This window comes from Acidovorax sp. 59, assembly GCF_002754175.1.
Classification (GTDB): domain Bacteria; phylum Pseudomonadota; class Gammaproteobacteria; order Burkholderiales; family Burkholderiaceae_C; genus Acidovorax; species Acidovorax delafieldii.
Genome location: NZ_PEET01000001.1, coordinates 3,379,344 through 3,401,142, shown reverse-complemented (window position 1 = coordinate 3,401,142; position 21,799 = coordinate 3,379,344). Strand labels below are relative to the sequence as shown.

Annotated in this window: 18 protein-coding genes and 1 pseudogene; 7 read left to right on the top strand and 12 right to left on the bottom strand. The window is 68.2% G+C overall.

Features of this window, described 5'->3' with window-relative positions; genetic code table 11:
* Position 1: 1 nt before the first annotated feature.
* Both CLU87_RS15410 and CLU87_RS15405 read right to left on the bottom strand, forming a co-directional pair.
* On the bottom strand, positions 2-2,647 hold the full coding sequence (locus tag CLU87_RS15410) for a circularly permuted type 2 ATP-grasp protein (RefSeq protein WP_099731020.1): 2,646 nt from the start codon (positions 2,645-2,647) through the stop codon (positions 2-4).
* A 162-nt stretch (positions 2,648-2,809) separates the two neighbouring features.
* Positions 2,810-6,316, bottom strand: a complete 3,507-nt coding sequence (locus CLU87_RS15405) for a DUF2126 domain-containing protein (protein WP_099731019.1) — start codon at positions 6,314-6,316, stop codon at positions 2,810-2,812.
* A 161-nt stretch (positions 6,317-6,477) separates the two neighbouring features.
* Between CLU87_RS15405 and CLU87_RS15400 the strand changes: the two genes are divergently transcribed.
* Entirely contained in the window at positions 6,478-7,200 is a 723-nt protein-coding gene (locus CLU87_RS15400) for an alpha/beta fold hydrolase (RefSeq protein ID WP_099731018.1), read from the top strand.
* A gap of 70 nt (positions 7,201-7,270) precedes the next feature.
* On the opposite strand, the gene panC is transcribed toward CLU87_RS15400, so the two are convergent.
* Positions 7,271-8,110 (bottom strand): pantoate--beta-alanine ligase, encoded by an 840-nt coding sequence (gene panC, locus CLU87_RS15395; protein WP_099731017.1) that lies wholly within the window; start codon positions 8,108-8,110, stop codon positions 7,271-7,273.
* A 36-nt stretch (positions 8,111-8,146) separates the two neighbouring features.
* Positions 8,147-9,028, bottom strand: coding sequence for a 3-methyl-2-oxobutanoate hydroxymethyltransferase (gene panB / locus CLU87_RS15390; RefSeq protein WP_099731016.1), 882 nt, complete (start codon positions 9,026-9,028; stop codon positions 8,147-8,149).
* A 178-nt stretch (positions 9,029-9,206) separates the two neighbouring features.
* On the opposite strand from panB, the gene nadC reads away from it, so the two are divergent.
* The 6 genes and pseudogenes from nadC to CLU87_RS15360 all read left to right on the top strand — a co-directional run.
* Positions 9,207-10,055 carry a carboxylating nicotinate-nucleotide diphosphorylase gene (gene nadC, locus CLU87_RS15385; protein ID WP_099731015.1) on the top strand — a complete coding sequence of 283 codons (849 nt, stop codon included), beginning with the start codon at positions 9,207-9,209 and terminating at the stop codon, positions 10,053-10,055.
* Positions 10,052-11,182 carry a quinolinate synthase NadA gene (gene nadA, locus CLU87_RS15380; protein WP_099731014.1) on the top strand — a complete coding sequence of 377 codons (1,131 nt, stop codon included), beginning with the start codon at positions 10,052-10,054 and terminating at the stop codon, positions 11,180-11,182. The genes nadC and nadA overlap by 4 nt, the downstream gene beginning before the upstream one ends.
* Before the next feature lie 75 nt (positions 11,183-11,257).
* On the top strand, positions 11,258-13,084 hold the full coding sequence (locus CLU87_RS15375; RefSeq protein WP_099731013.1) for a chorismate-binding protein: 1,827 nt from the start codon (positions 11,258-11,260) through the stop codon (positions 13,082-13,084).
* A gap of 440 nt (positions 13,085-13,524) precedes the next feature.
* A complete protein-coding gene (locus CLU87_RS15370) occupies positions 13,525-13,725 on the top strand; it encodes a hypothetical protein (RefSeq protein ID WP_056058943.1) in 201 nt (66 codons plus the stop codon).
* Between the two features lie 96 nt (positions 13,726-13,821).
* Entirely contained in the window at positions 13,822-14,568 is a 747-nt protein-coding gene (locus CLU87_RS15365; protein ID WP_099731012.1) for a hypothetical protein, read from the top strand.
* Positions 14,569-14,763: 195 nt separating this feature from the next.
* Positions 14,764-15,050: pseudogene (locus tag CLU87_RS15360) on the top strand (SDR family oxidoreductase); the annotation flags it as partial.
* A 22-nt stretch (positions 15,051-15,072) separates the two neighbouring features.
* On the opposite strand, the gene CLU87_RS15355 reads toward CLU87_RS15360, so the two are convergent.
* From CLU87_RS15355 to nadB, 8 genes are all read right to left on the bottom strand, one after another.
* Positions 15,073-15,432, bottom strand: a complete 360-nt coding sequence (locus CLU87_RS15355; RefSeq protein ID WP_056058553.1) for a 5-carboxymethyl-2-hydroxymuconate Delta-isomerase — start codon at positions 15,430-15,432, stop codon at positions 15,073-15,075.
* A 76-nt stretch (positions 15,433-15,508) separates the two neighbouring features.
* Entirely contained in the window at positions 15,509-16,729 is a 1,221-nt protein-coding gene (bioF, locus tag CLU87_RS15350; RefSeq protein WP_056058556.1) for an 8-amino-7-oxononanoate synthase, read from the bottom strand.
* A complete protein-coding gene (gene bioD / locus CLU87_RS15345) occupies positions 16,726-17,397 on the bottom strand; it encodes a dethiobiotin synthase (protein ID WP_056058559.1) in 672 nt (223 codons plus the stop codon). Before bioD ends, bioF begins: the two co-directional genes overlap by 4 nt.
* Positions 17,397-18,722 (bottom strand): adenosylmethionine--8-amino-7-oxononanoate transaminase, encoded by a 1,326-nt coding sequence (bioA, locus tag CLU87_RS15340; RefSeq protein WP_099731011.1) that lies wholly within the window; start codon positions 18,720-18,722, stop codon positions 17,397-17,399. Before bioA ends, bioD begins: the two co-directional genes overlap by 1 nt.
* 2 nt (positions 18,723-18,724) lie before the next feature.
* Complete coding sequence (gene panD, locus CLU87_RS15335) at positions 18,725-19,105, bottom strand: aspartate 1-decarboxylase (protein WP_056058565.1); 381 nt, start codon at positions 19,103-19,105, stop codon at positions 18,725-18,727.
* A 67-nt stretch (positions 19,106-19,172) separates the two neighbouring features.
* On the bottom strand, positions 19,173-19,547 hold the full coding sequence (locus CLU87_RS15330) for a 6-carboxytetrahydropterin synthase (RefSeq protein ID WP_056058569.1): 375 nt from the start codon (positions 19,545-19,547) through the stop codon (positions 19,173-19,175).
* A gap of 25 nt (positions 19,548-19,572) precedes the next feature.
* Positions 19,573-20,208, bottom strand: coding sequence for a 7-carboxy-7-deazaguanine synthase (gene queE, locus CLU87_RS15325; RefSeq protein ID WP_099731010.1), 636 nt, complete (start codon positions 20,206-20,208; stop codon positions 19,573-19,575).
* Complete coding sequence (gene nadB, locus CLU87_RS15320) at positions 20,205-21,794, bottom strand: L-aspartate oxidase (protein WP_099731009.1); 1,590 nt, start codon at positions 21,792-21,794, stop codon at positions 20,205-20,207. The genes queE and nadB overlap by 4 nt, the downstream gene beginning before the upstream one ends.
* Between the last annotated feature and the right edge of the window lie 5 nt (positions 21,795-21,799).

The window sequence follows — 21,799 nt, the reverse complement described above, 5'->3', positions numbered from 1 at the left end:
GTCAAGCTCCTACGCTGTGCCGAAGTGCATCCGCCGAATGCGTGAAGTAGCGCGTGGCCAGCACATCCGACAAGCCCATCACGCCCCGCACACACCGGCCCAGATATTCCTCCAGAGTGGCATGGCGGCCTTCGGCGTCCTGTGCGCACAGGGCCACCAGCGACAGGTCGGACGCCTCAGGGATGCCCGTGGCGGCGGATTCGCAGGGCGTACCGGCGGCCGCTTCGATCTTGGCAATGCGCCCGCGCAACGTCTGTGCGACCCAGGCCAGCGACCGGGGGTTGTCGCGGTCGATCACCAGCAGGTCCAGCAGGGCGGGCATGTCGCGCCGCTGCTGGTACTGCGCGTGGAAGGTGATGGTGCTGTCGAACAGCGCCACCATGGCCTCGAAGCCGCCTTCATCGTGCACGGCGCCGGTCTGCAGGCCGCTTTCCAGCGCCGATGCCAGAAAGCCCAGGCGCTCCAGATGGCGCCCGATGGACAGCAGGCGCCAGCCGTCGTCGCGGGTCATGCGGTCGGTCTGCTGGCCCGTCATGGCGGCGGTGTGGCCGCTCAGGCCTTCCAGCTGGCGCAGCGCGTCCAGCGGCGAATAGTCGCCGTCGTCTTCGGCTCCTGTGCGGGGCGCAAAAAACTCCGCCTCGGCGCGCACGATGAGGTTCCAGTGTTCCTGCGACAAACGGTCGCGCACGGCCGAGGCCGCACCCAGGATGCCGCGCAGGTTGTAGCCCACGCTGGTTACCTGCGCGGGCTGCGTCAGACCGGCGATCAGCGAGCGCTCGAACACGCGCCGTGCCTGCCCGGCCGCAGGCACGGTCGGCAGCACCAGCCCCTGGCTCACGCCCATGGCGCTCAGCCAGGTCAGCAGCGGCTGCGAGGTCTGGTCCTCCCCATTGAGGCATTGCAGCGTGATGCGCGCCAGGCGCGTGACGTTCTCGGTGCGTTCGGTGTAGCGACCCAGCCAGAACAGGTTTTCGGCCGCGCGGCTGGTCACCTGGCGGCTGCGGTGCACCACCGCGGGCGCGGCCTGGTTGTGGGCCAGCAGCGTGGTGGTGTCCACGGGGCCATCGGTCTGCACCCACACATCGGCACTGCTGCCGCCGCGCTGCATGGATGTGATGCCGCTGTCGCCCTGGGCCAGGCGTGCCAGCCCGCCCGGCAGCACGCGCCACGAGCCGGGGCCGTCGCACACCGCAAACACGCGCAGCATCACCGAGCGGGGGGCGATGGGGCCACCGTCCTGGCCCGCACCCTCTGCGGCGTCACTGCGCCAGGTGGGCATTTGCGACAGCGGCAGGTGGGCCTGCACGGTGTATTCGTCGCCCTGGGCTTCGATGCGTGCGGACCACTGCGCCAGGTCTTGCGCCGACAGCGCACCGCCCAGCACGGGCACGCGCTGCGCCATGGGCCAGGTGGGGCGGATTACGCTGTGCGCGAGCTGCGGCAGCACCGCCTGCATGGCCGAGCGCTCGCCACACCACCAGGTGGGCAGCGACGGCAGGGCCAGCTCTTCGCCCAGCAGGTGGCGCGACAGCGCGGGCATGAAGCCCAGCAGCGCCGACGATTCGAGGAACGCCGAGCCCGGCGCATTGGCCACGAGCACATTGCCCGCGCGGATGGCCTGCAGCAGGCCTGGCACGCCCAGGCGCGAGTCGCTGCGCAGCTCCAGTGGGTCCAGAAACTCGTCGTCCAGGCGCTTGAGGATGCCGTGCACCGGCTGCAGGCCGTGCAGCGTCTTGAGGTACAGGCGTGCGTCGCGCACCGTGAGGTCGTTGCCCTCCACCAGCGTCAGACCCAGGTAGCGCGCCAGGTACGCGTGCTCAAAGTAGGTCTCGTTGTAGGGGCCGGGCGTGAGCAGCACGATGCGCGCATCCGCCCCCGCCGGGCTCATCTGCCGCAGCCCGTCGAGCAGTGCGCGGTAGGTGGCGGCCAGGCGCTGCACATGCATCTGGCTGAACGCCTCGGGGAACAGGCGCGAGATGAGCAGCCGGTTCTCCAGCAAATACCCCAGGCCTGAGGGCGCCTGCGTGCGCTGCGTGACGACCCACCAGTCGCCCTGCGCATCGCGCGCCATGTCGAACGCCGCGATGTGCAAATGGGTGCCGCCCACGGGCTGCACGCCATGCATGGCGCGCAGGTAGCCCGGGTGGCCCTGCACCAGCGCGCTGGGCAGCAGGCCTTTGCGCAGCAGCTCCTGCGGGCCATACACGTCGGCCATCACGCGGTTGAGCAGGCGCGCGCGTTGCAGCACGCCGCGCTCGATGTGCGCCCAGTCGCCTTGCGAAAGGATCAGCGGGAACAGGTCCACCGACCAGGGCCGCTGCGGGCCGTCGGCGTCGGCATAGACGTTGTAGGTGATGCCGTTGTCGCGCACCTGGCGCTGCAGGCTCTGCATGCGCCGGTCCAGGTCCTGGAAGCCCTCGGGCCCCAATTGATCAAAGAATTGGGCCCAGGCGCTTGTGATATCTGGCTTGTTTGCTATTGATTTGGGAGTGGCCGATGCAGTGGCAGCGCCGGGGGCGTCCGCCACGCTGGCACCCCGCAACTCGTCAAAATGCCCGGCCGCCGCAGCAGGCGCCAGTGCAGCCGCCAACTGGGCCGCGCTGTCAGAAGGGTCGGGGGTGGGGAGGCTGTCGTTGAGGTGGTTCACTGCGCTCGATTTTCGGGCATTTGGTCGACAACACTCTGCGGGTAACCCACAGCCTTCAAAACCGGCGCGATCCCTACCAGGGACGCCAAGCAAGGGCCGCCCCGCAGCAAGGGCATCGTCCCCCTGGGGGGAAGGCGCGCAGCGACTCAGGGGGTGGCTTTCCTACCTCCGCATCTTGCGCCGCAGATCCAGTGTGAACGGAAACTCCCGGCTGCCCGGCAGCTCAATCGTCGCAGGCGGCACCGCCAGCCTGCCCGGCGTGTGGCCCATGCGCGAGAACCGCGCGAGGCGGCGGCTTTCGGCCTCGTAGGCGTTGACCGGGAAGGTGTCGTAGTTGCGCCCGCCCGGGTGCGCCACGTGGTACTGGCAGCCGCCGAGCGAGCGGTTCATCCAGGTGTCCACGATGTCGAACGTGAGCGGCGCATGGGCGCCGATGGTGGGGTGCAGGGCCGAGGGCGGGTTCCAGGCCTTGTAGCGCACACCGGCCACAAACTCGCCGGTGGTGCCCGTCGTCTGCAGCGGCAGCGGCTGGCCGTTGACGGTGACCACATGGCGGCTTTCGTTCATGCCCGTCACCCGCACCTCGATGCGCTCCAGCGACGAGTCCACATAGCGCACGGTGCCACCGGCGGAGCCTTCTTCGCCCATCACATGCCAGGGCTCCAGCGCGTTGCGCAGGGTCAGCTCCACACCCATGGACTGTACCGTGCCGACCATGGGGAAGCGGAACTCGAACTGCGGCGCAAACCAGGCCGCATCAAACGCATAGCCCGCTGCGACCATGTCGGCCACCACATCGTGCATGTCCTGCTGGATGAAGGTGGGCAGCATCCAGCGGTCGTGCAGCTCGGTGCCCCAGCGGGCGGCGGGGGCACGGTAGGGCGTCTTCCAGAAGCGTGCAATCAGGGCGCGCAGCAGCAACTGCTGCACCACGCTCATGTGGGCGTGGGGCGGCATCTCGAAAGCGCGCAGCTCCAAGAGGCCCAGGCGGCCGGTGCTGCTGTCGGGCGAGAACATCTTGTCGATGGAAAACTCGCTGCGGTGGGTGTTGCCCGTCACGTCCACCAGGATGTTGCGCAGCGTGCGGTCCACCAGCCAGGGCGGCATGTCCTGGCCGTACAGGGCGCGGTTGGACTCAATCTCGCGCAGCGCGATCTCCAGCTCGTACAGTTGGTCGTTGCGCGCCTCGTCCACCCGCGGCGACTGGCTGGTGGGGCCGATGAACAGGCCGCTGAACAAATAGCTCAGGCTGGGGTGGTTGTGCCAATACAGCAGCAGGCTGGCCAGCAGCTCGGGCTTGCGCAAGAACGGCGAGTCGGCCGGTGTGGCGCCACCCATCACGAAGTGGTTGCCACCACCGGTGCCGGTGTGGCGGCCATCGGTCATGAACTTCTCGGCCGACAGGCGCGTCTCCCACGCGGCCTGGTACAGAAACTCGGTGTGCTGCACCAGCTCCTTCCAATGGCTGGCGGGGTGGATGTTCACCTCGATCACGCCCGGGTCGGGCGTGACTGCCAGCACCTTCAGGCGTGCGTCGCGCGGAGGCGGGTAGCCTTCCAGCACGATCTTCATGCCCAGCTCTTCGGCCGTGGCTTCGATGGCGGCCAGCAGGTCCAGGTAGTCGTCCAGGCGCGCCAGCGGCGGCATGAAGACATACAACACGCCATACTTTTCACCCACCGCTTCCGCCTTGGGGCCGCTGGACCGGCGCGGGTCGCGCACCTCGACGCACATCGCAGTGCGCGACAGCCCGGCGGCCGACTGGAACTTGCCTGGGGGCTGCATGCCCGCATGGGGATCGGGCTGGCCCGCCTGGCGTGCGTGGTCGCCGCCTGCGGTGCCTGCAACGCCTTGGGCCACCCGGCGTGCCTCGCCGGGGGCGGTGGCACCTGCCAGGTAGGGCAGGTCGCGGTCGCCGGTGACGGGGCCTGATGGCGTGGCATAGCGTGCGCGCAGCGTGGCGGCGGCGGCCAGCGGGCCCTGGGGGGCGGTCGGGTCTGGCGGGATCAGGTGGTCGGTGTCGGCCGCCTTCACCCAGGGCAGGGCGTCCAGGGGCAGCCGGTAGCCCATGGGCGAATCGCCGGGGATGAGCAACATGCGGTCGTCGCGGAAGAACCAGGGGCCGGTGCTCCATACGCTGCCCACCAGCTTGCCCGACCCTTCACCCGCCTGCAGCGGCAGCACATAGCCGATCACGCTGTCGAGCTTTTGCTCGAACACGCGGCGCAGGCGAGCGCGCTCCAGCTCATCGTCCAGACGTGCGTCAAACGGGTCCACGTTGACCGGCAGGCGCCGCTCGCGCCACAGGTAGTAGAAGGTGTCCTCATAACCGGGCTGGATGTAGCGGTCCGTCACGCCCAGCTTGCGCGTGAGGTGGCGCACAAAACGCTCGGCGTCGGCGCTGGTGTAGTGGGATGGGTCGCGTTCGTCGGCAAACAGCGCGGGGTTCTGCCACGCGGGCTGGCCGTCGGCGCGCCAGCAGATCGACAGCGCCCAGCGCGGCAGCTGCTCGCCCGGGTACCACTTGCCCTGGCCAAAGTGCAGGAAGCCGCCCTGTCCATATTCGGCACGCAGCTTGTGCGTGAGTTCGGTGGCAAAGCCGCGTTTGGTGGGGCCCAGGGCATCGGTGTTCCACTCGGGCGCGTCGCGGTCGCCCACGGCCACAAAGGTGGGCTCGCCGCCCATCGTCAGCCGCACGTCGCCCGCCACCAGGTCGGCGTCCACCTGCTCGCCCAGCGCCAGCACAGCCTGCCACTGGTCTTCGGTGTAGGGCTTGGTCACGCGGGGCGATTCGTAGATGCGCGTGACGCGCATCTCATGGCTGAACTCCACCTCGGCTTTGTCCACGCCGCCTTCAATCGGCGCGGCGCCCGAGGGCTGGGGTGTGCAAGCGAGCGGGATGTGGCCCTCGCCCGCCATCAGCCCGCTGGTGGCATCCAGGCCGATCCAGCCTGCGCCGGGCAGGTAGACCTCGCACCAGGCGTGCAGGTCGGTGAAGTCGTGGTCGGTGCCGCTGGGGCCATCGAGCGCCTTCACATCGGGCGTGAGCTGGATCAGGTAGCCCGACACAAACCGCGCCGCCAGCCCCAGGTGGCGCAGCAGCTGCACCAGCAGCCAGCCAGAGTCGCGGCACGAGCCGCTGGCTTTTTGCAGCGTCTCCTCGGGTGTCTGCACGCCGGGCTCCAGGCGGATCAGGTAGCGGATGTCTTGCGAGACCTGCTGGTTGAGCTTGACCAGGAAATCGATGGTGCGCTGCTTGCTGCGGTCCACCTTGTCCAGATAGGCCTGCACCAGCGGTGTCATCGGGTCGGTGGCCAGGTAGGGCGCCAGCTCCTGCTGCACATCGCTGCTGTACTTGAACGGGATGTTCTCGGCCTCGGGCTCCAGGAAGAAGTCGAAGGGGTTGTACACCGCCATTTCCACCACCAGGTCCACCGTGACCTTGAACTCGCGCGTCTTCTCGGGGAAGACCAGCCGCGCCTGGTAGTTGGCAAACGGGTCCTGCTGCCAGTTGATGAAGTGCTGCGCAGGCTCGACCTTGAGCGAATACGAAATGACGTTACTGCGGCAGTGGGGCGCGGGCCGCAATCGGATGGTCTGCGGCCCGAGGCCTACCAGCCGGTCGTATTGGTAATGCGTGACGTGGTGGAGCGCGGCGTGGATGGGCATATGCAGGCCATGCTAGCAAGTCCCGAGCCATCGCGGGCAACTATTCCGGGGGCGGTGACAAGCGGTCATCGGCTGTTCACAATGTGCGGTCTGTGCCCCGCTGCTGGGGCTGTCTCTCTTTCGCTTATCGCGCACCAACTTGGTGATGCCCTGATTCACCCATGTCCCATTCCCCCCAACTACTGCTCCTGCCGGGCCTGGCCGCCGATGAACGCATGTGGCGCGGCGTGCTGCCGCTGCTGCCCGCCGCGCTGCGCCCCGCTGTCGCCACGGCCCACCAGGATGTGAACCTGCACCGCATCGAAGACTTTGCCGCACGCCTGCTGGCACAACACGCGGGGCCACTGGTGCTGGCCGGTGCATCGATGGGCGGCATGATCGCCATGGAGGCCGCGCGCCAGGCGCCGCAGCGTGTGGCAGGGCTGGCGCTGCTGGGTACCACCGCGCGGCCCGAGACGCCCGACATGCGCGCCCTGCGCGAAGGCGCCATCGCGCTGTTTGAACAGGGCCGCATGCGCGAGGTCATCGAGCCCAACGTGGCCCTGGCCTTTCACCCCGTGAACGCCGCCAAGGTGGACCTGGTGCAGGCCTACCTGGACTTTGTGCTGGATGCGGGCCCCGACCACCTGGTGCGCCAGAACCGCGCCGTGATCCATCGGCCCGATGCGCGGGTGCATCTGCCGCAGGTGGCCTGCCCCGTGCTGGTGGTGTGTGGTGCGGCCGACCAGCTCACGCCGCCCGAATGTTCTGCAGAGATCGTGGCGCTGGTGCCCGGCGCCGAACACCACCTGCTGCCCGAGAGCGGCCACATGCTGACCATGGAGCAGCCCGAGGTGGTGACCCGCTTGCTGGTGCAGTGGCTGGCCCGCAACGGATGGATTTGAATAAATTGAAGAGTTTTTGGCTGCAAGCGCTAGTGGAAAATGCCTGAGCAGCTATGAAAATAGTAGCTAATCAGAACTCCAGGTTGTCGATCAACCGCGTGCTGCCCAGCCGCGCTGCACCCAGCGCCACCAGCGTGCCCGCGGCATCGTCGGCCGTGGCGGGCAGCAGGTCGGCACGGCGACGCACCGTGAGGTAGTCGGGCGCCCAGCCCCGGGCGCGCAGCGCGTCTTGCGCCTGGGCCTCCAGCGTGCTGCGGTCGCTGGCGTCCAGCCACTGCTGCGCCAGTCGCTTCAGGGCCTGCGACAGGGCCACGGCCTCCTGCCGTTCTTCGAGGCTCAGGTAGCCATTGCGCGAGCTCAGCGCCAGCCCGTCCGCTGCGCGGCAGGTTTCGCCCGCTACGACGTCAATGGGCAGCGCAAACTGCCGCACCATGTGGCGGATCACCATGAGCTGTTGGTAGTCCTTCTTGCCAAACACGGCCGTGCCGCCGGTCTGGCCCAGCACGCAGGCAAACAGCTTCATCACCACCGTGCTCACGCCCACAAAAAAGCCGGGGCGAAAGTGCCCTTCCAGCATGTCGGCCAGCACCGGGTCAGGGTGCACCTTGAAGGTCTGGGGCTCGGGGTACAGGTCCGTCTCGCGCGGGGCAAACAGCACATCGCAACCGGCGGCCTGCAGCTGCGCGCAGTCGGCCTCCCAGGTGCGGGGGTAGCTGTCAAAGTCCTCGTGCGGCAGAAACTGCAGGCGGTTCACAAAGATGCTGGCCACGGTCACATCGCCCAGGGGCTTGGCCTGGCGCACCAGGGCGATGTGCCCGTCGTGCAGGTTGCCCATGGTGGGCACAAAGGCAGGGCGGCGGTAGGGGGCCAGGGCCTGGCGCAGGTCGGCAACGGAGCGGGCAATCAGCATGGGGTCGGAGGGGTCAGAAGGAGAGAGGAAAAGGGCTCACCAGGCGTGTACAGCGTTGTCCGGGAAGCGCCCTTGCTTCACGGCCTGCACATACGCCTCCATGGCGCCGCGCACGTTGCCCGCGTCCTGCATGAAGTTGTGCACGAACTTCGGCATCTTCCCGAGGTTCATGCCCAGCATGTCGTGCAACACCAGCACCTGGCCGGCCGTGCCGTTGCCCGCGCCAATGCCGATGGTGTGGCAGTGCGGCAGCTCGGCCGTGATGTCTGCGGCCAGCGCTGCGGGCACCATCTCCAGCACCAGCATGGCGGCGCCTGCGTCCTGCAGCTCATGGGCCTCCTTGCGCAGCGTGCGGGCCGCGTCGTCGGTTTTGCCCTGCACGCGGTAGCCACCCAGCGCGTGCACCGTTTGTGGCGTCAGGCCCAGGTGGGCGCACACCGGCACGCCGCGCTGCACCAGGAAATCCACTGTGGCCGCCGTCCAGCCACCACCTTCGAGCTTGACCATGTGTGCACCCGCCTGCATCAGCACGCAGGCGCTGCGCAGCGCTTGTTCGCGGCTTTCGGCATAGGTGCCATAGGGCAGGTCGGCCACCAGCCAGGCCGTGCCCTGCACGCGGTGCAGGCCGCGCGCCACGCTGGCCGTGTGGTAGGCCATGGTGTCCAGCGTCACTCCCACCGTGCTGGGCAGGCCCTGGCACACCATGCCCAGCGAGTCGCCCACCAGAATGCATTCCACCCCCGCCGCATCGGCCACGGCCGCAAAGGTGGCGTCGTAGGCGGTGAGCATGGTGATCTTCTCGCCCGCCGCGCGCATCTGCGCCAGGCGCGGCAGGCTCACGGGGCGGCGCTGGGGCAGGGGCGATGCAGGCGGCAGCGTGCCGTAGGGCGTGGCGGAAACAGGGCTGGTGGCGGTCATGTAGAGCGGTGGAGCCAAAAAATTGCCGCGAGTCTATGCGACCAATACTGGGTGTACTTATTGGTTTTCAGCGCGGGCCCCAGGGGCCTGCGCTGGCACAGTGGCCTTTGCGTTCCCGGTATGCTCGCGGCCCATGACAGCTGCGACATATTCCGCACATTCCCCCGCAAAGACCCCCATGAGCGATACCGAAGTGAAGGCCCTGGCCCAGGCCGATGTGGCCCGCGCCCTGGCCGAAGACGTGGGCACCGGCGACCTCACCGCCGGCCTGATCGACCCCGCCCGCCGCGCCCGTGCGCGAATCCTGGCGCGCGAAGCTGCCGTGATCTGCGGCGCCCCCTGGGCCGAAGCCGCGCTGCGCGCCCTCGACCCCACGGTGCAGATCACCTGGCATGTGGCCGAGGGCCAGCGCTGCGCCCCCGACCAGGTGGTGCTGGAGCTTGAAGGCAATGCCCGCGCGCTGCTGAGCGCCGAGCGCACGGCACTCAACTTCCTGCAACTGCTGTCGGCCGTGGCCACCAAAACCCGCACCTATGTGGATGTGGTGGCTGGGACCCGCGCGCACATCGTGGACACGCGTAAGACCCTGCCCGGCCTGCGCCTGGCGCAAAAGTACGCCGTGCGCGTGGGCGGCGGCACCAACCACCGCATTGGCCTGCACGATGCGGTGCTGATCAAAGAGAACCACATTGCCGCTGCGGGAGGTGTGACCGCCGTGCTGCGCGCTGCCGACAAGGTGGCGTCTCAGGCAAAGTTCATCGAGATCGAAGTGGAAACCCTGGAGCAACTGGCCGAGGCGCTGAATGTGGGCGCCAAGATGGTGCTGCTGGACAACATGCCCCTGACCATGCTGCGCGAGGCCGTGCGCATCAACGCGGGCCGGGCGATTCTGGAAATCTCGGGCGGCGTCACGCTCGACGGCCTGCGCGAACTGGCCGAGACCGGCGTGGACCGCATCTCCATCGGCACGCTGACCAAGGACGTGAAGGCCACGGACTTTTCGATGCGCCTGCAGGAGCTGGCATGACCACCACGATCCTTAACCGCATTGATGTGGAATACGAGCAGCCTGACGAAGCCGCTGCGGGCTCTGTCTGCTCCACCAAACACGCCTGGGCGCGCGTGCCACCTGAGCCCACCCAGGCTGAGCGTGTCGCGCTCAAGGACAAGATCCGGCGCCTGCTCAAGGAAAAGAACGCGGTGATGGTCTCGCACTACTACGTGCACCCGGACCTGCAGGACCTGGCCGAGGAAACCGGCGGCCTGGTGAGCGATTCGCTGGAGATGGCCCGCTTTGGCCGGGACCACGCGGCGCAGACCCTGGTGGTGAGCGGCGTGCGTTTCATGGGCGAGACGGCCAAGATCCTGAGCCCGGAAAAGACCGTGCTCATGCCCGATCTGGACGCCACCTGCTCGCTGGACCTGGGCTGCCCCATCGACGAATTCAGCGCGTTCTGCGACCAGCACCCCGACCGCACTGTGGTCGTCTACGCCAACACCAGCGCGGCCGTGAAGGCGCGCGCGGACTGGCTCGTCACATCGAGCTGCGCGCTCGACATCGTGAGCGCCCTCAAGGCCGCAGGCCAGAAGATCCTGTGGGCGCCCGACCGCCACCTGGGCGCCTACATCCAGCGTGAGACGGGCGCCGACATGGTGTTCTGGAACGGTGCCTGCATCGTGCACGACGAGTTCAAGGCGCTGGAGCTGGAGCTGCTCAAGCAGCAGCACCCGCATGCCAAGGTGCTGGTCCACCCCGAGAGCCCCGCCGACGTGGTGGCCCTGGCCGACGCCGTGGGCTCCACCAGCGCCATCCTCAAGGCCGCGCGCGAGATGGACGCCACCGAATTCATCGTGGCCACCGACAACGGCATGATGCACAAGCTGCGCACGCTCAACCCCGGCAAGACGTTTTACGAAGCGCCCACGGCGGGCAACAGCGCCACCTGCAAGAGCTGTGCGCACTGCCCCTGGATGGCGATGAACGGCCTGGCCGATGTGGCCCGGGTGCTGGAGACCGGTGCGAACGCTGTTCACGTGGACCCCGCACTGATTCCGCGTGCGCGTCAGCCGATTGACCGCATGCTGGCCTTCACAGCGGCGCTCAAGAACGGTCAGCCCACCGGCGCACTGTTGCCCCACCTGGGCGCTGCCTGAGTGCGCACGACGCGTTGAAGTTTGCTCATGTTTTGATAGCTACAGGCGCATGATCCACTGGCGCCTCCGCCTGCTTTGACTTCTAGTTGCCACATTGACTTCACCCAGCCGCTGAGCGCAGGCGCCGCGCGCCTGCGCCACCGTTTCGAGGCCCCGCGCGAGGTGCTGGTGGCCCAGGCACTGCACGAGGTGCGCGGTGTGCTCGACGCCGTGTTTGCCGCCGCACAGCAAGGACGCTGGTGCGTGGGCCATGTGCGCTACGAGGCCGCCCCGGCCTTCGATGCCGCATTGCAGACCCATGCGGCCGACGGCCCGCTGGCCTGGTTTGCCGTGTACGACGCGCCCCAACCCGGGACCGACGACGCGGCGGATGCGGCGGCAGCAGCAACCCCTGCGCAGGTGGTGTGGGACGACAGCCCCGAGCGCGAGGAATTTGACGCCGCACTGGCGCAGATCCAGCAGGCCATCGCGGCGGGCGAGCTGTACCAGGTCAACTACACCGCGCCCTTTCGCGGCACGCTTCAGGGCTCGCCGCAGGCCCTGTTTGCTGCACTGTTGCGCGCGCAGCCCGGGGGCTATGCCGCTTACCTGCAGGCGGGTGACGAGCAAGTGCTGTCGGTGTCGCCCGAGCTGTTTTTTGACTGGCTGGACGCGCCGGAAGGCGGCACCCTGCTGGCCCGCCCGATGAAGGGCACGGCCCCGCGCGGCGCCACCCCCGAGCAGGACGCGCAGCAGGCCGAGCACCTGCGCACGGCGCCCAAGGAGCGTGCCGAGAACGTGATGATCGTGGACCTGCTGCGCAACGACATGTCGCGCATTGCGCTGCCGCACAGCGTGCAGGTGCCTGCGCTGTTTGCCACGCAGGCCTTGCCCACGGTGTGGCAGATGACCTCGGACGTGACGGCGCGCACGCGGCCCGGAACCACGCTGACGGATGTGTTTGCGGCGCTGTTCCCTTGTGGCTCCGTCACGGGGGCGCCCAAGGTGCGCGCCATGCAGATGATCCGCGCGCTGGAGCCCGCGCCGCGCGGTGTGTATTGCGGCGCGGTGGGTGTGGTGCGGCCTGGCGGGGCGGCGGGGCCGGACGGCCTGCACCCGGTGGCGGCCACGTTCAATGTGCCCATCCGCACCGTGGTGCTGCGTGGCGTGGGTACGGGTGCGGATACCTCCCCCGGCGTTGCCAAAGCCACCTGCGGCATTGGCAGCGGCATCACCTCGGGTGCCGGGGCGGGCGCCGAATGGGCCGAGTGGCACCACAAGCGCGCCTTTGTCGAGCGGGCCAGCGCTCCGTTCGAGGTGCTCGAAACCCTGGGCCTGCACCACGGAAAATTCGTGCACGCCGACCAGCATGTGCGCCGCATGGGCGAGGCGGCTGCGCATTTCGGCTTTGTGTTCAACGCCCATGCGGTGCGCCAGGAGCTGCAGATTGCCGCCCTGCAACACCGCGATGGCGACTGGCGGGTGCGCCTGCTGCTGGCGGCGGACGGCAGCGCACGCGCCGAGGCCTTTGCGCTGCAGACCACGGCAGTGCCTGTGCGCCTGCAACTGGCGCTGCGCTCCTTTGCAGCCGCACACAGCGAGTTTGTGCGCTACAAGACCACGCGGCGCGCGCACTACGCGGCGTTTGCACCCACCACCCCCGGCGTGTTCGACACGGTGCTGTGGAACGAGGCGGGCGAGATCACCGAAGGCACCTTCGGCAACATCGCCGCGCTCGTCGATGGGCGCTGGGTGACGCCGCCCCTGTCCTGCGGCCTGCTGCCCGGCGTGGGCCGCGCCGTGGCACTGCAGGACGGCCACGTGGTGGAGGCCGTGCTGCGCGTGGCCGACATCCCCCGCGTGCAAGGCTGGGCGTTCATCAACAGCCTGCGCGGCTGGCTGGACGCCACGCTGGACGCGTAGCCAGTCCTTTTTTCGCAACCTCCCTGTTGGCGTCCCGCCCCCAGGTGTTTGGCGGCCGCCGCAGGGGCCGTTCAGCGCAGTGGATCAGGCCGTGGGTGTGTTGCCTTCGGTGGTCGTTCAGTCAGCGGGCCGAGCGTTCCAACGCGCATCCTGTGCATCAGGATGTGACGCTGCTTGCCCGGGCTGTAGGCGCTTGCATGGCGCCCACCCAGCCTGACCGCACCGGCCTGGCAAGGCCGGTTGCTGCGGTCTGGCAAATGCCCCCTTTTGCATCCCGCTACCTGCTGTGCGCTTGCTTACACCGCATCGCACCTGGCCCACAGGCCTATAGGACACGGCCTACAAAAAGCGCTGCGGTGCCCCTCGAACATGAACCCACACAAGACGCCTTTGCAGGCTTTGTGTGCCACCTTTGTTCAACCACTTCGACAGGAGCCACCATGTCTCAAAACAACCCGCAGAACCAGCCCAACACTCCTTCGTCTCAGCGCCAGTCGCCCGCCGGGCAGCAGCAGGCCGAGCAGAGCACGGGCGGCAACACCCACCGCCAGCAAGGTGCCCGCAACGACGCCGACACACACGCGCAGGGCCGCGACCAGAAGCAGCAAGGCAGTCGCGATTCGCACAAGAGCCAGCCCTGAGACCAGGCAGGCCACAACAGCATGTGGCCAGCCGCACCCTTCCATTCCTATTCACTTTCAACTTTTGATATTCCCATTGACCGCAAGGAGAGCACCATGGGCTACAGAGACAGCGACGACAGCAACTTTTCCCGCCATGGCATGGGCCGCGATGCCGACGACATGCGCTTTACCGAGCGCGGTGACCACCAGGGCTACGGCAGCGAAGACCATCGCGGCAGCAGCCCTGGCGGTTACCGCCAGGAGTTCGAGAACCGCAATGACCGCAGCGACCGCTATGAGCAAGAACGCAATGGCCACGAACGCTATGGCCAGTACGGCCTGAACCGCAGCCGTGGCGAATCGCAGGGCTACCCGCGCTCGGGGCGCGAAGGTTTTGGCGCGTATGGGCCTCAGGGCCGCTCAGGCTACGACAACGGCCCCGGCCGTCAGCACCAGGCATGGGGCGCCCCGTACGAGAGCCAGGGCTTTCGCGATGACGAAGGGCGCTTTGCCTCGCCCTATCGCGACGATGAACGCGGCCAGGGTGGCTACGGCAACGCCTATGGCTTCACCCGCAATGCACCGCCCGCCCAGCAGAGCCGCGGCCACCGCGATCCCGACTACCAGCAGTGGCGCGACGAGCAACTGCGCATGCTGGATGACGACTACGACAGCTGGCGCAAGGAGCGCTACCAGAAGTTCTCGGATGACTTCAGCCAGTGGCGATCCACACGCACCAGCGGCAGTTCGGGCCAGCAGCCTGGTCAGCAGAACCAGAAAGGTGCGGGCTCCCAGAGCGCATCCAGCACTGCGTCTGGCGGCAACCAGGGCAATACCGGCAAGTCCAAGGATGCCAGCTGACCGTTGCTGCGACTGACGCGGCCGGGCCGGGGCAGTGTGTGCTGCCCCGGCCCGGTCGTTGAACTCGCCGTCCGTACCACCGTGGGCGCACTGGCCTTGAAGCCCAGGCGCCCCTTTTTTTGGCTCCGGTTGACCTGGAGCCCCTGTCGGCAGAAAGACATTCCGCCATGACCGCCTCCGTCCCCTTCGCTCCCGGCCACCAAGGGTGCGATCCATGCCTTTACCCAGGGGCTGGCGCATAACTTGCCGACCGGGGAATCCGCGTGAAAGCGGTGGCGCCTGGGCCGGTGTGGGCACCGCGGATCCCGGCGGAGCGCCCGGCCAAAGAGGTGGAAAAGGTTGGCGTCACAACACGTCTGGACTGCCCGATGCAACCCGAGGAGATTTCGCCCGCCGGCGTGTTCCTGGCGGCCCCGTGTTGCTCCAGCTACATCACGGGCATCCTGCAGCCGATCACCGGCAACGCAGGCGACGGGGCCTGAGGCGGGGGGCAGGAGCGCAGCGTCAGAGCCGCTCTTTGGCGTACGAGCCCCGGTCCATATCGACGATCTCCACGCTCAATTGCACCATCACGCCCTGGGGCTTGGGGGTGCGCTCGCGCAGTACCGCGGCAATGAGGTCGGACAGCTCCTTCTTGGCCTCGGGCGTGCGGCCTGACAGCAGGCGCAGCTGTGCGTGCACAAAGGCGCGGTTGGCGGGCGCGATGCCGATCTCGAAGCTGTCGGCCACGATGAAGCGCGTCTTCAGGTCGGCCTCGTCCTGCACCTGGGGATGTGCGCACAGGGCGGAGTTCAGGGCCGTCAAGGTTTCGGCTTCGGGGTAGTGGGGCAGGTTGGCCGAGTATTCGATGGTCAGGTGGGGCATGGAATCGTCTCGCTGGAAGGATAGGGGAGGGCCTGCATTGGCAGGGCGCCTGGGCTGTGCATGGTACTGCGGCTTGTCAGCGACTCATCAACGGTGTCGCCAGCGCATGCAGCGCGGCCAGCAGTTGCGCCACATCGTCGGTGGTGTGCGCGGCGGACAGCGCAATGCGCAGCCGCGCCGTGCCCGCTGGCACGGTGGGCGGGCGGATGGCAGGCACCCACAGTCCTTTGGCGCGCAGGCCTTCCATCACCGCCAGCGCCGCTTCGTTGCTGCCGATGATCAGGGCCTGCACGGGGGTGTGCGACGGCAGCAGGTGCCAGCCCAGCGATGCAGGCAATGTGGACAGGCCTTGGCGCAGTTGCGCGATGAGTCCGTCCAGATGTGCACGCCGGTCGTCGGCCGCCTCCATGATCCGCAGGCTTTGGCGCAGTGCGCTCGCCAGCAGCGGTGGCGCGGCGGTGGCAAAGATGTAGGTGCGCGTTTTTTGCAGCAGCCATTCGATGAGGGCTGCATCGCCGGCCACAAAAGCGCCCGCCACGCCCGCTGCCTTGCCCAGCGTGGCCATGTACAGCACGCGGTGCGAGGCGTGGGGGCTCGTCAGCCCCGCCTGTGCCAGGCTGCCGCGCCCCTGGGGGCCCAGCACGCCAAAGCCGTGGGCATCGTCCAGCAACAACAGCGCGTCGTAGCGCTCACACAGCGCGAGCAGGGCTGGGATGTCGATGAGATCGCCGTCCATGCTGAACACCGCATCGCTGATCACCAGCTTGCGCCGAGCGGGGCTGGCGGCAAGCTGCGCTTCCAGCGCTGCCAGGTCGGCGTGGGGATAGCGGTGGATGGTGGCGCGCGACAGTCGGGCACCGTCGATCAGGCAGGCGTGGTTGAGTGCATCGGAGAACAGCGCATCGCCGTCACCCACCAGCGCGGGGATGATGCCGGTGTTGGTGGCATAGCCCGCGTAGAAGTACAGGGCCCGGGGCAGTTGTACATAGGCCGCCAGATCGTGCTCCAGCGCATCGTTGGCAGCGCTGTGGCCGCTGACCAGCGGCGAGCCGCCCGAGCCCACGCCATAGTGGTGTGTGGCCTCGCGCGCGGCTTCGGCCAGCGCAGGGTGGCCGGCCAGGCCCAGGTAGTCGTTGCTGCAAAAGGCCAGCATGGGCCGGCCGTCCACCAGCAGGCGGGCACCGCCGGCGGGCTGCACCACACGGCGGCGGCGCAGCAGGTGGGCGCGTTCGATGTCGGCCAGGCGCGCGGGGATCTCGTCGAGCCACGACGTTTGTGGTGCCGTGGCGCTTGTCATCGCCAGTCCTTGGGCAAATCAAACACCAGGCTGCCGGGTTCGGGTAGCTCCTGGTGCGGCACATCGGCCAGCAGCGGTGCACCCAGCCGGGTGCGCAGGTAGGCAATGTTGTCCTCCACCGCCTCCATGTCGGGGTCCACGCGGTTGGCCACCCAGCCCGCCAGCGTGAGGCCCCGCGCACGGATGGCCTCGGCGGTCAGCAACGCATGGTTCAGGCAGCCCAGCCGCAAACCCACCACCAGCACCACCGGCAAGGCCAGGGCCTGGGCAAGGTCTGCGCCAGTCAGCGTATCGGTGAGCGGCACATGAAAGCCGCCTGCCCCCTCCACCACCACGGCGTCGGCCTGTGCGGCGAGCGTTTGGTAGCTGGCGACGATGGCAGCGATGTCGATCTGCACACCCGCCCGCGCCGCGGCGATGTGGGGCGAGAGCGGGTCGGGCAGTAGCACGGGGTTGTCCAGCGATGGCGGCACGGCCAGGGTAGAGGCCGAGCGCAGCGCAATCGCGTCTTCACTGGCCCAGTCGTCCCCCCAGGGCACCAGGCCAGCCGCCACGGGCTTCATGCCCACCACGCGGCGGTGGTGGCGCGCCAGAGCGTGTAGCAGCCCGGCGGACACCAGCGTCTTGCCGACACCGGTGTCGGTGCCGGTCACAAAACATCCCATCATCAACTTTCCTCCTGCAGGGTGGCGTTCAGCGCATCAAGCGCGCCGCTGGCGAGGCACGGGACGGCCTCGTCGTCGAGCGCATAGGGCGGCATGGCGTACAGCGTTTTGCCAATGGGTCGCAGTACCAATCCGCGTGCCATGGCGTGCTGGTGGTAACGGCGCGCAAAGTCGGGCAGGGTAGTGTCTACATCCCAGGCCCAGATCATTCCCAGCCGCCGTGTATACCGCACACGCGGGTGCTGCGTGAGGGGTGCACAGGCCACATCGATGCGCTGCGCCAGTGCCTTGTTGGTTTTCAGTGCATCCAGTTGCTCAAACAGTTCCAGCGTGGCCAGCGCCGCGCGGCAGGCCAGCGGGTTGCCGGTGTAGGAGTGCGAATGCAGAAAGCCCCGCGCCACATCGTCGTCGTAGAACGCGGCGTACACCGCATCGGTGGTGAGCACGGCCGACAGCGGCAGTGTGCCGCCCGTGAGGCCTTTGGACAGGCAAATGAAATCCGGCCGGATTCCGGCCTGCTGGTGGGCGAACATGGTGCCCGTGCGGCCAAAGCCCACGGCGATTTCGTCTACCACCAGGTGCACCTCGTAGCGGCTGCACAGCGCACGTGCCAGGCGCAGGTATTCGGGGTCGTGCATCGCCATGCCGGCCGCGCATTGCACCAGGGGCTCGACGATGAAGGCGGCGGTGGTTGTGTGGTGCTCCTGCAGCCATGCTTCCAGCGCGGCAGCGGCGCGTCGGGCCACGTCCTGGGCGGTCTCCCCCGGTGCCGCACCGCGTGCGTCAGGGCTGGGCACGGTGTCGGCCAGGCGCACCAGCGGGGCATAGGCTTCGCGAAAGATCGCAATGTCGGTCACGGCCAGCGCGCCCACGGTTTCGCCGTGGTAGCCACCGGCCAGACCCACAAAGCGGCTCTTGGCGGGGCGACCGGTGTTGCGCCAGTAGTGCGCGCTCATCTTCAGGGCGATCTCGGTGGCGGCTGCGCCGTCGCTGCCGTAGAACGCATGGCCCAGACCGGTGAGGGCGGCCAGGCGCTCGGACAGCTCCACCACGGGCGCGTGGGTAAAGCCCGCCAGCATCACGTGGTCCAGCTGGCCCAGCTGGTCCACCAGCGCGGCCTGGATGTGTGGGTGGCTGTGGCCGAACAGGTTGACCCACCAGGAGCTGATGCCGTCCAGGTAGCGCTTCCCATCGGTGCCGTAGAGCCACGGGCCCCGCGCGCGGGCAATCGCCACGGGGGGCTGGGCCTCGTGCCGCTTCATCTGGGTGCACGGGTGCCAGACGGCAGCCAGGCTGCGGGCCACCAGAGCGTCATGGGTCGGTGCCATCGTTACAGGGCCTGCGTGGGCACTGCGTGGCGCAGTTCCGTCTGGCGGTTGTGGTCGTCCACAAACACCAGTTGCGGCTGGTGCGCGGCCACCTGGTCTTCGTGCACCTGGGCGAAGGCCGCAATGATGATGAGATCGCCCACTGCAGCACGGCGTGCGGCCGAGCCGTTCACCGAGATCATGCCGCTGCCGCGCTGGCCCTTGATGGCATAGGTGACAAAGCGCTCGCCGTTGTTGATGTTCCAGATGTGGATCTGCTCGTTCTCTGCGATGTTGGCGGCATCCAGCAGGTCTTCGTCGATGGCGCAGGAGCCTTCGTAGTGCAGCTCGCACTGGGTCACGGCCACGCGGTGGATCTTGGATTTGAGCAGGGTGCGGAACATCGGGCTTCCTTGGGTGAAGTCTGTGAACTTGTGGAGGGTGGCCTGCCGGTGGCAGGGCCGTGGCCGGTCAGGGCTGTGGAAAGTCCAGCGCGCAGCTGTCGCCCAGCGCCTCGCGCCACACGCGCACGCGGCTCAGGCTGGCGCGCAGGTCGGCGGGCAGCGCCTGGGCGATGAACAGGCACAGGTTCTCCAGCGTGGGTGTGCCCAGGCCGGGCACTTCGTCGAGCATGTGGTGGTCCAGCTGCTCGCGCACCACGGCCAGGCCCTGGCGCAGCAGGCCCAGGTCCAGCACCATGCCTGTGGCGGGGTCGCGCGGGCCGGTCAGGAACACTTCGGCGTGGTAGGTGTGGCCGTGTACGCGACGGCTGCCTTCGGCCTCGATCTCGCGGCGCAGGGTGTGGGCGGCGTCGAAGAAAAAGCGCTGGGAGATGGTGAACAACATACGGGAACCAGAAAAGAAAACCGCGTCACCGGATGCCGGTGAGCTTGTGGGTTTGCAGGCTCAATCGCCATGCAGGGTGGGCCAGGCAGGCGTCAATGCAGGCGGCAGTGTTCTGGCGCTGCAGCAGGCCGTCCATGGGCTGCAGAAAGCGGAGGGTGAACTGCGTGTCTTGCTCCAGCGCCTGCAGGTTAAAGCCGGGCTGGGGCCAGACCAGTTTCAACTCCTGCCCGCTGCGCTGCACCCACGGTGCACCCGCCTTGGGGCTGATGCACAGCCAGTCGATGCCTTCGGGCGCGGCCACGGTGCCGTTGCTTTCGACGGCGATGCGGAACTGCTGGGCGTGCAGCGCGTCGATCAGCGCCGCATCGACCTGCAGCAGGGGCTCGCCACCGGTCAGCACCACCAGGCGGTGGCCCGCGCCTGCAGGCCATTGGGCGGCGATCAGCTCTGCGAGTGCCGTGGCCGTTTCGAACTTGCCGCCCAGCGTGCCGTCGGTGCCCACAAAGTCGGTGTCGCAGAACTGGCAGATGGCCTGCGCGCGGTCCTGCTCGCGGCCCGTCCAGAGGTTGCAGCCTGCAAAGCGGCAGAACACGGCGGGCGTGCCTGCCTGGCCGCCTTCGCCTTGCAGGGTGTAGAAAATTTCTTTGACGCTGTAGGTCATCGGGGCACCGGTGGGACGAGGATGGTAGGGGCGGCAGGCGCTGCCACCTCGGGGTAGTCGCGGCTGAAATGCAGGCCCCGGCTTTCGCGGCGCAGCTGGGCGCTTTTCACGATCAGGTCGGCCACCTGCACCAGGTTGCGCAGCTCCAGCAGGTCGCGCGTGACGTGGAAGTGTGCGTAGAACTCCTGGATCTCGCCCTGCAGCATCGCAATGCGGTGCGCGGCGCGCTCCAGGCGCTTGTTGGTGCGCACGATGCCCACATAGTCCCACATGAAGCGGCGCAGCTCGTCCCAGTTGTGGGAGATGACGACGGATTCATCCGCATCGGTCACGCGGCTGTCGTCCCAGGCGGGCACGGTGGGCAGTTCGGTGGCCGGGGCTGCGGCAATGGCCTGTGCGGCCGCGCGGGCGAACACCATGCATTCCAGCAGCGAGTTGCTGGCCAGGCGGTTGGCGCCGTGCAGGCCGGTGCAGGCCACTTCGCCCACGGCGTACAGGCCGGGCAGGTCGGTGCGGCCCGCCAGGTCGGTCAGCACGCCGCCACAGGTGAAGTGGGCGGTGGGCACCACGGGGATCGGCTCTTTCGTGATGTCGATGCCCAGCGACGCGCAGTGGGCCAGGATGTTGGGGAAATGCTCCTGCAAAAACGCGGGGCTCTGGTGCGAGATGTCGAGGTGCACGCAGTCCAGGCCGTGTTTCTTCATCTCGAAGTCGATGGCGCGGGCCACCACGTCGCGCGGGGCCAGTTCGGCGCGCGGGTCGTGGTCGAGCATGAAGCGCGTGCCGCCGGCAGAGGGGGGCAGCTTGAGTTGTCCACCCTCACCGCGCACCGCCTCGCTGATGAGGAAGGATTTTTCGTGCGGGTGGTACAGGCCCGTGGGGTGGAACTGGATGAATTCCATGTTCGCCACGCGGCAGCCCGCACGCCAGGCGGCGGCAATGCCGTCGCCCGTGGCGGTATCGGGGTTGGTGGTGTACAGGTACACCTTGCCCGCGCCGCCCGTGGCCAGGATGGTTTGTGGTGCGCGGAAGGTGACGACCTCGTCGGTGTCGCTGTCGAGCGCGTACAGACCCAGGCAACGGTTGCCGGGCAAGCCCAGCTTGCGCGTAGTGATCAGGTCCACCAGCGTGTGCTGCTCAAACAGCGTGATGCCGGGGGTGGCGCGCACCACGTCGATCAGTGTGCGCTGCACGGCCGCGCCGGTGGCATCGGTCACATGGGCAATGCGGCGCGCGCTGTGGCCGCCTTCGCGCGTCAGGTGCAGCTGGTCGCCTTCGAGCGTGAAGGGCACGCCCAGCTGGCGAAGCCAGGCGATCGATGCGGGCGCGTTCTCCACCACAAAGCGCGTGGTGGCCAGGTCGCACAGGCCTGCGCCGGCGACCAGCGTGTCTTCGATGTGCGCGGCAAAGCTGTCGTCGTCGGCCAGCACGGCGGCAATGCCGCCCTGGGCCCAGCCGCTCGATCCATCTTGCAGCGTGCGCTTGGTGATGACGGCCACGCGGTGCGTGGGCGCCAGGTGCAGGGCGGCCGAGAGGCCGGCGAGGCCGCTGCCTACGATGAGAACGTCGAAGTCGTGGGATGCCATGGCTT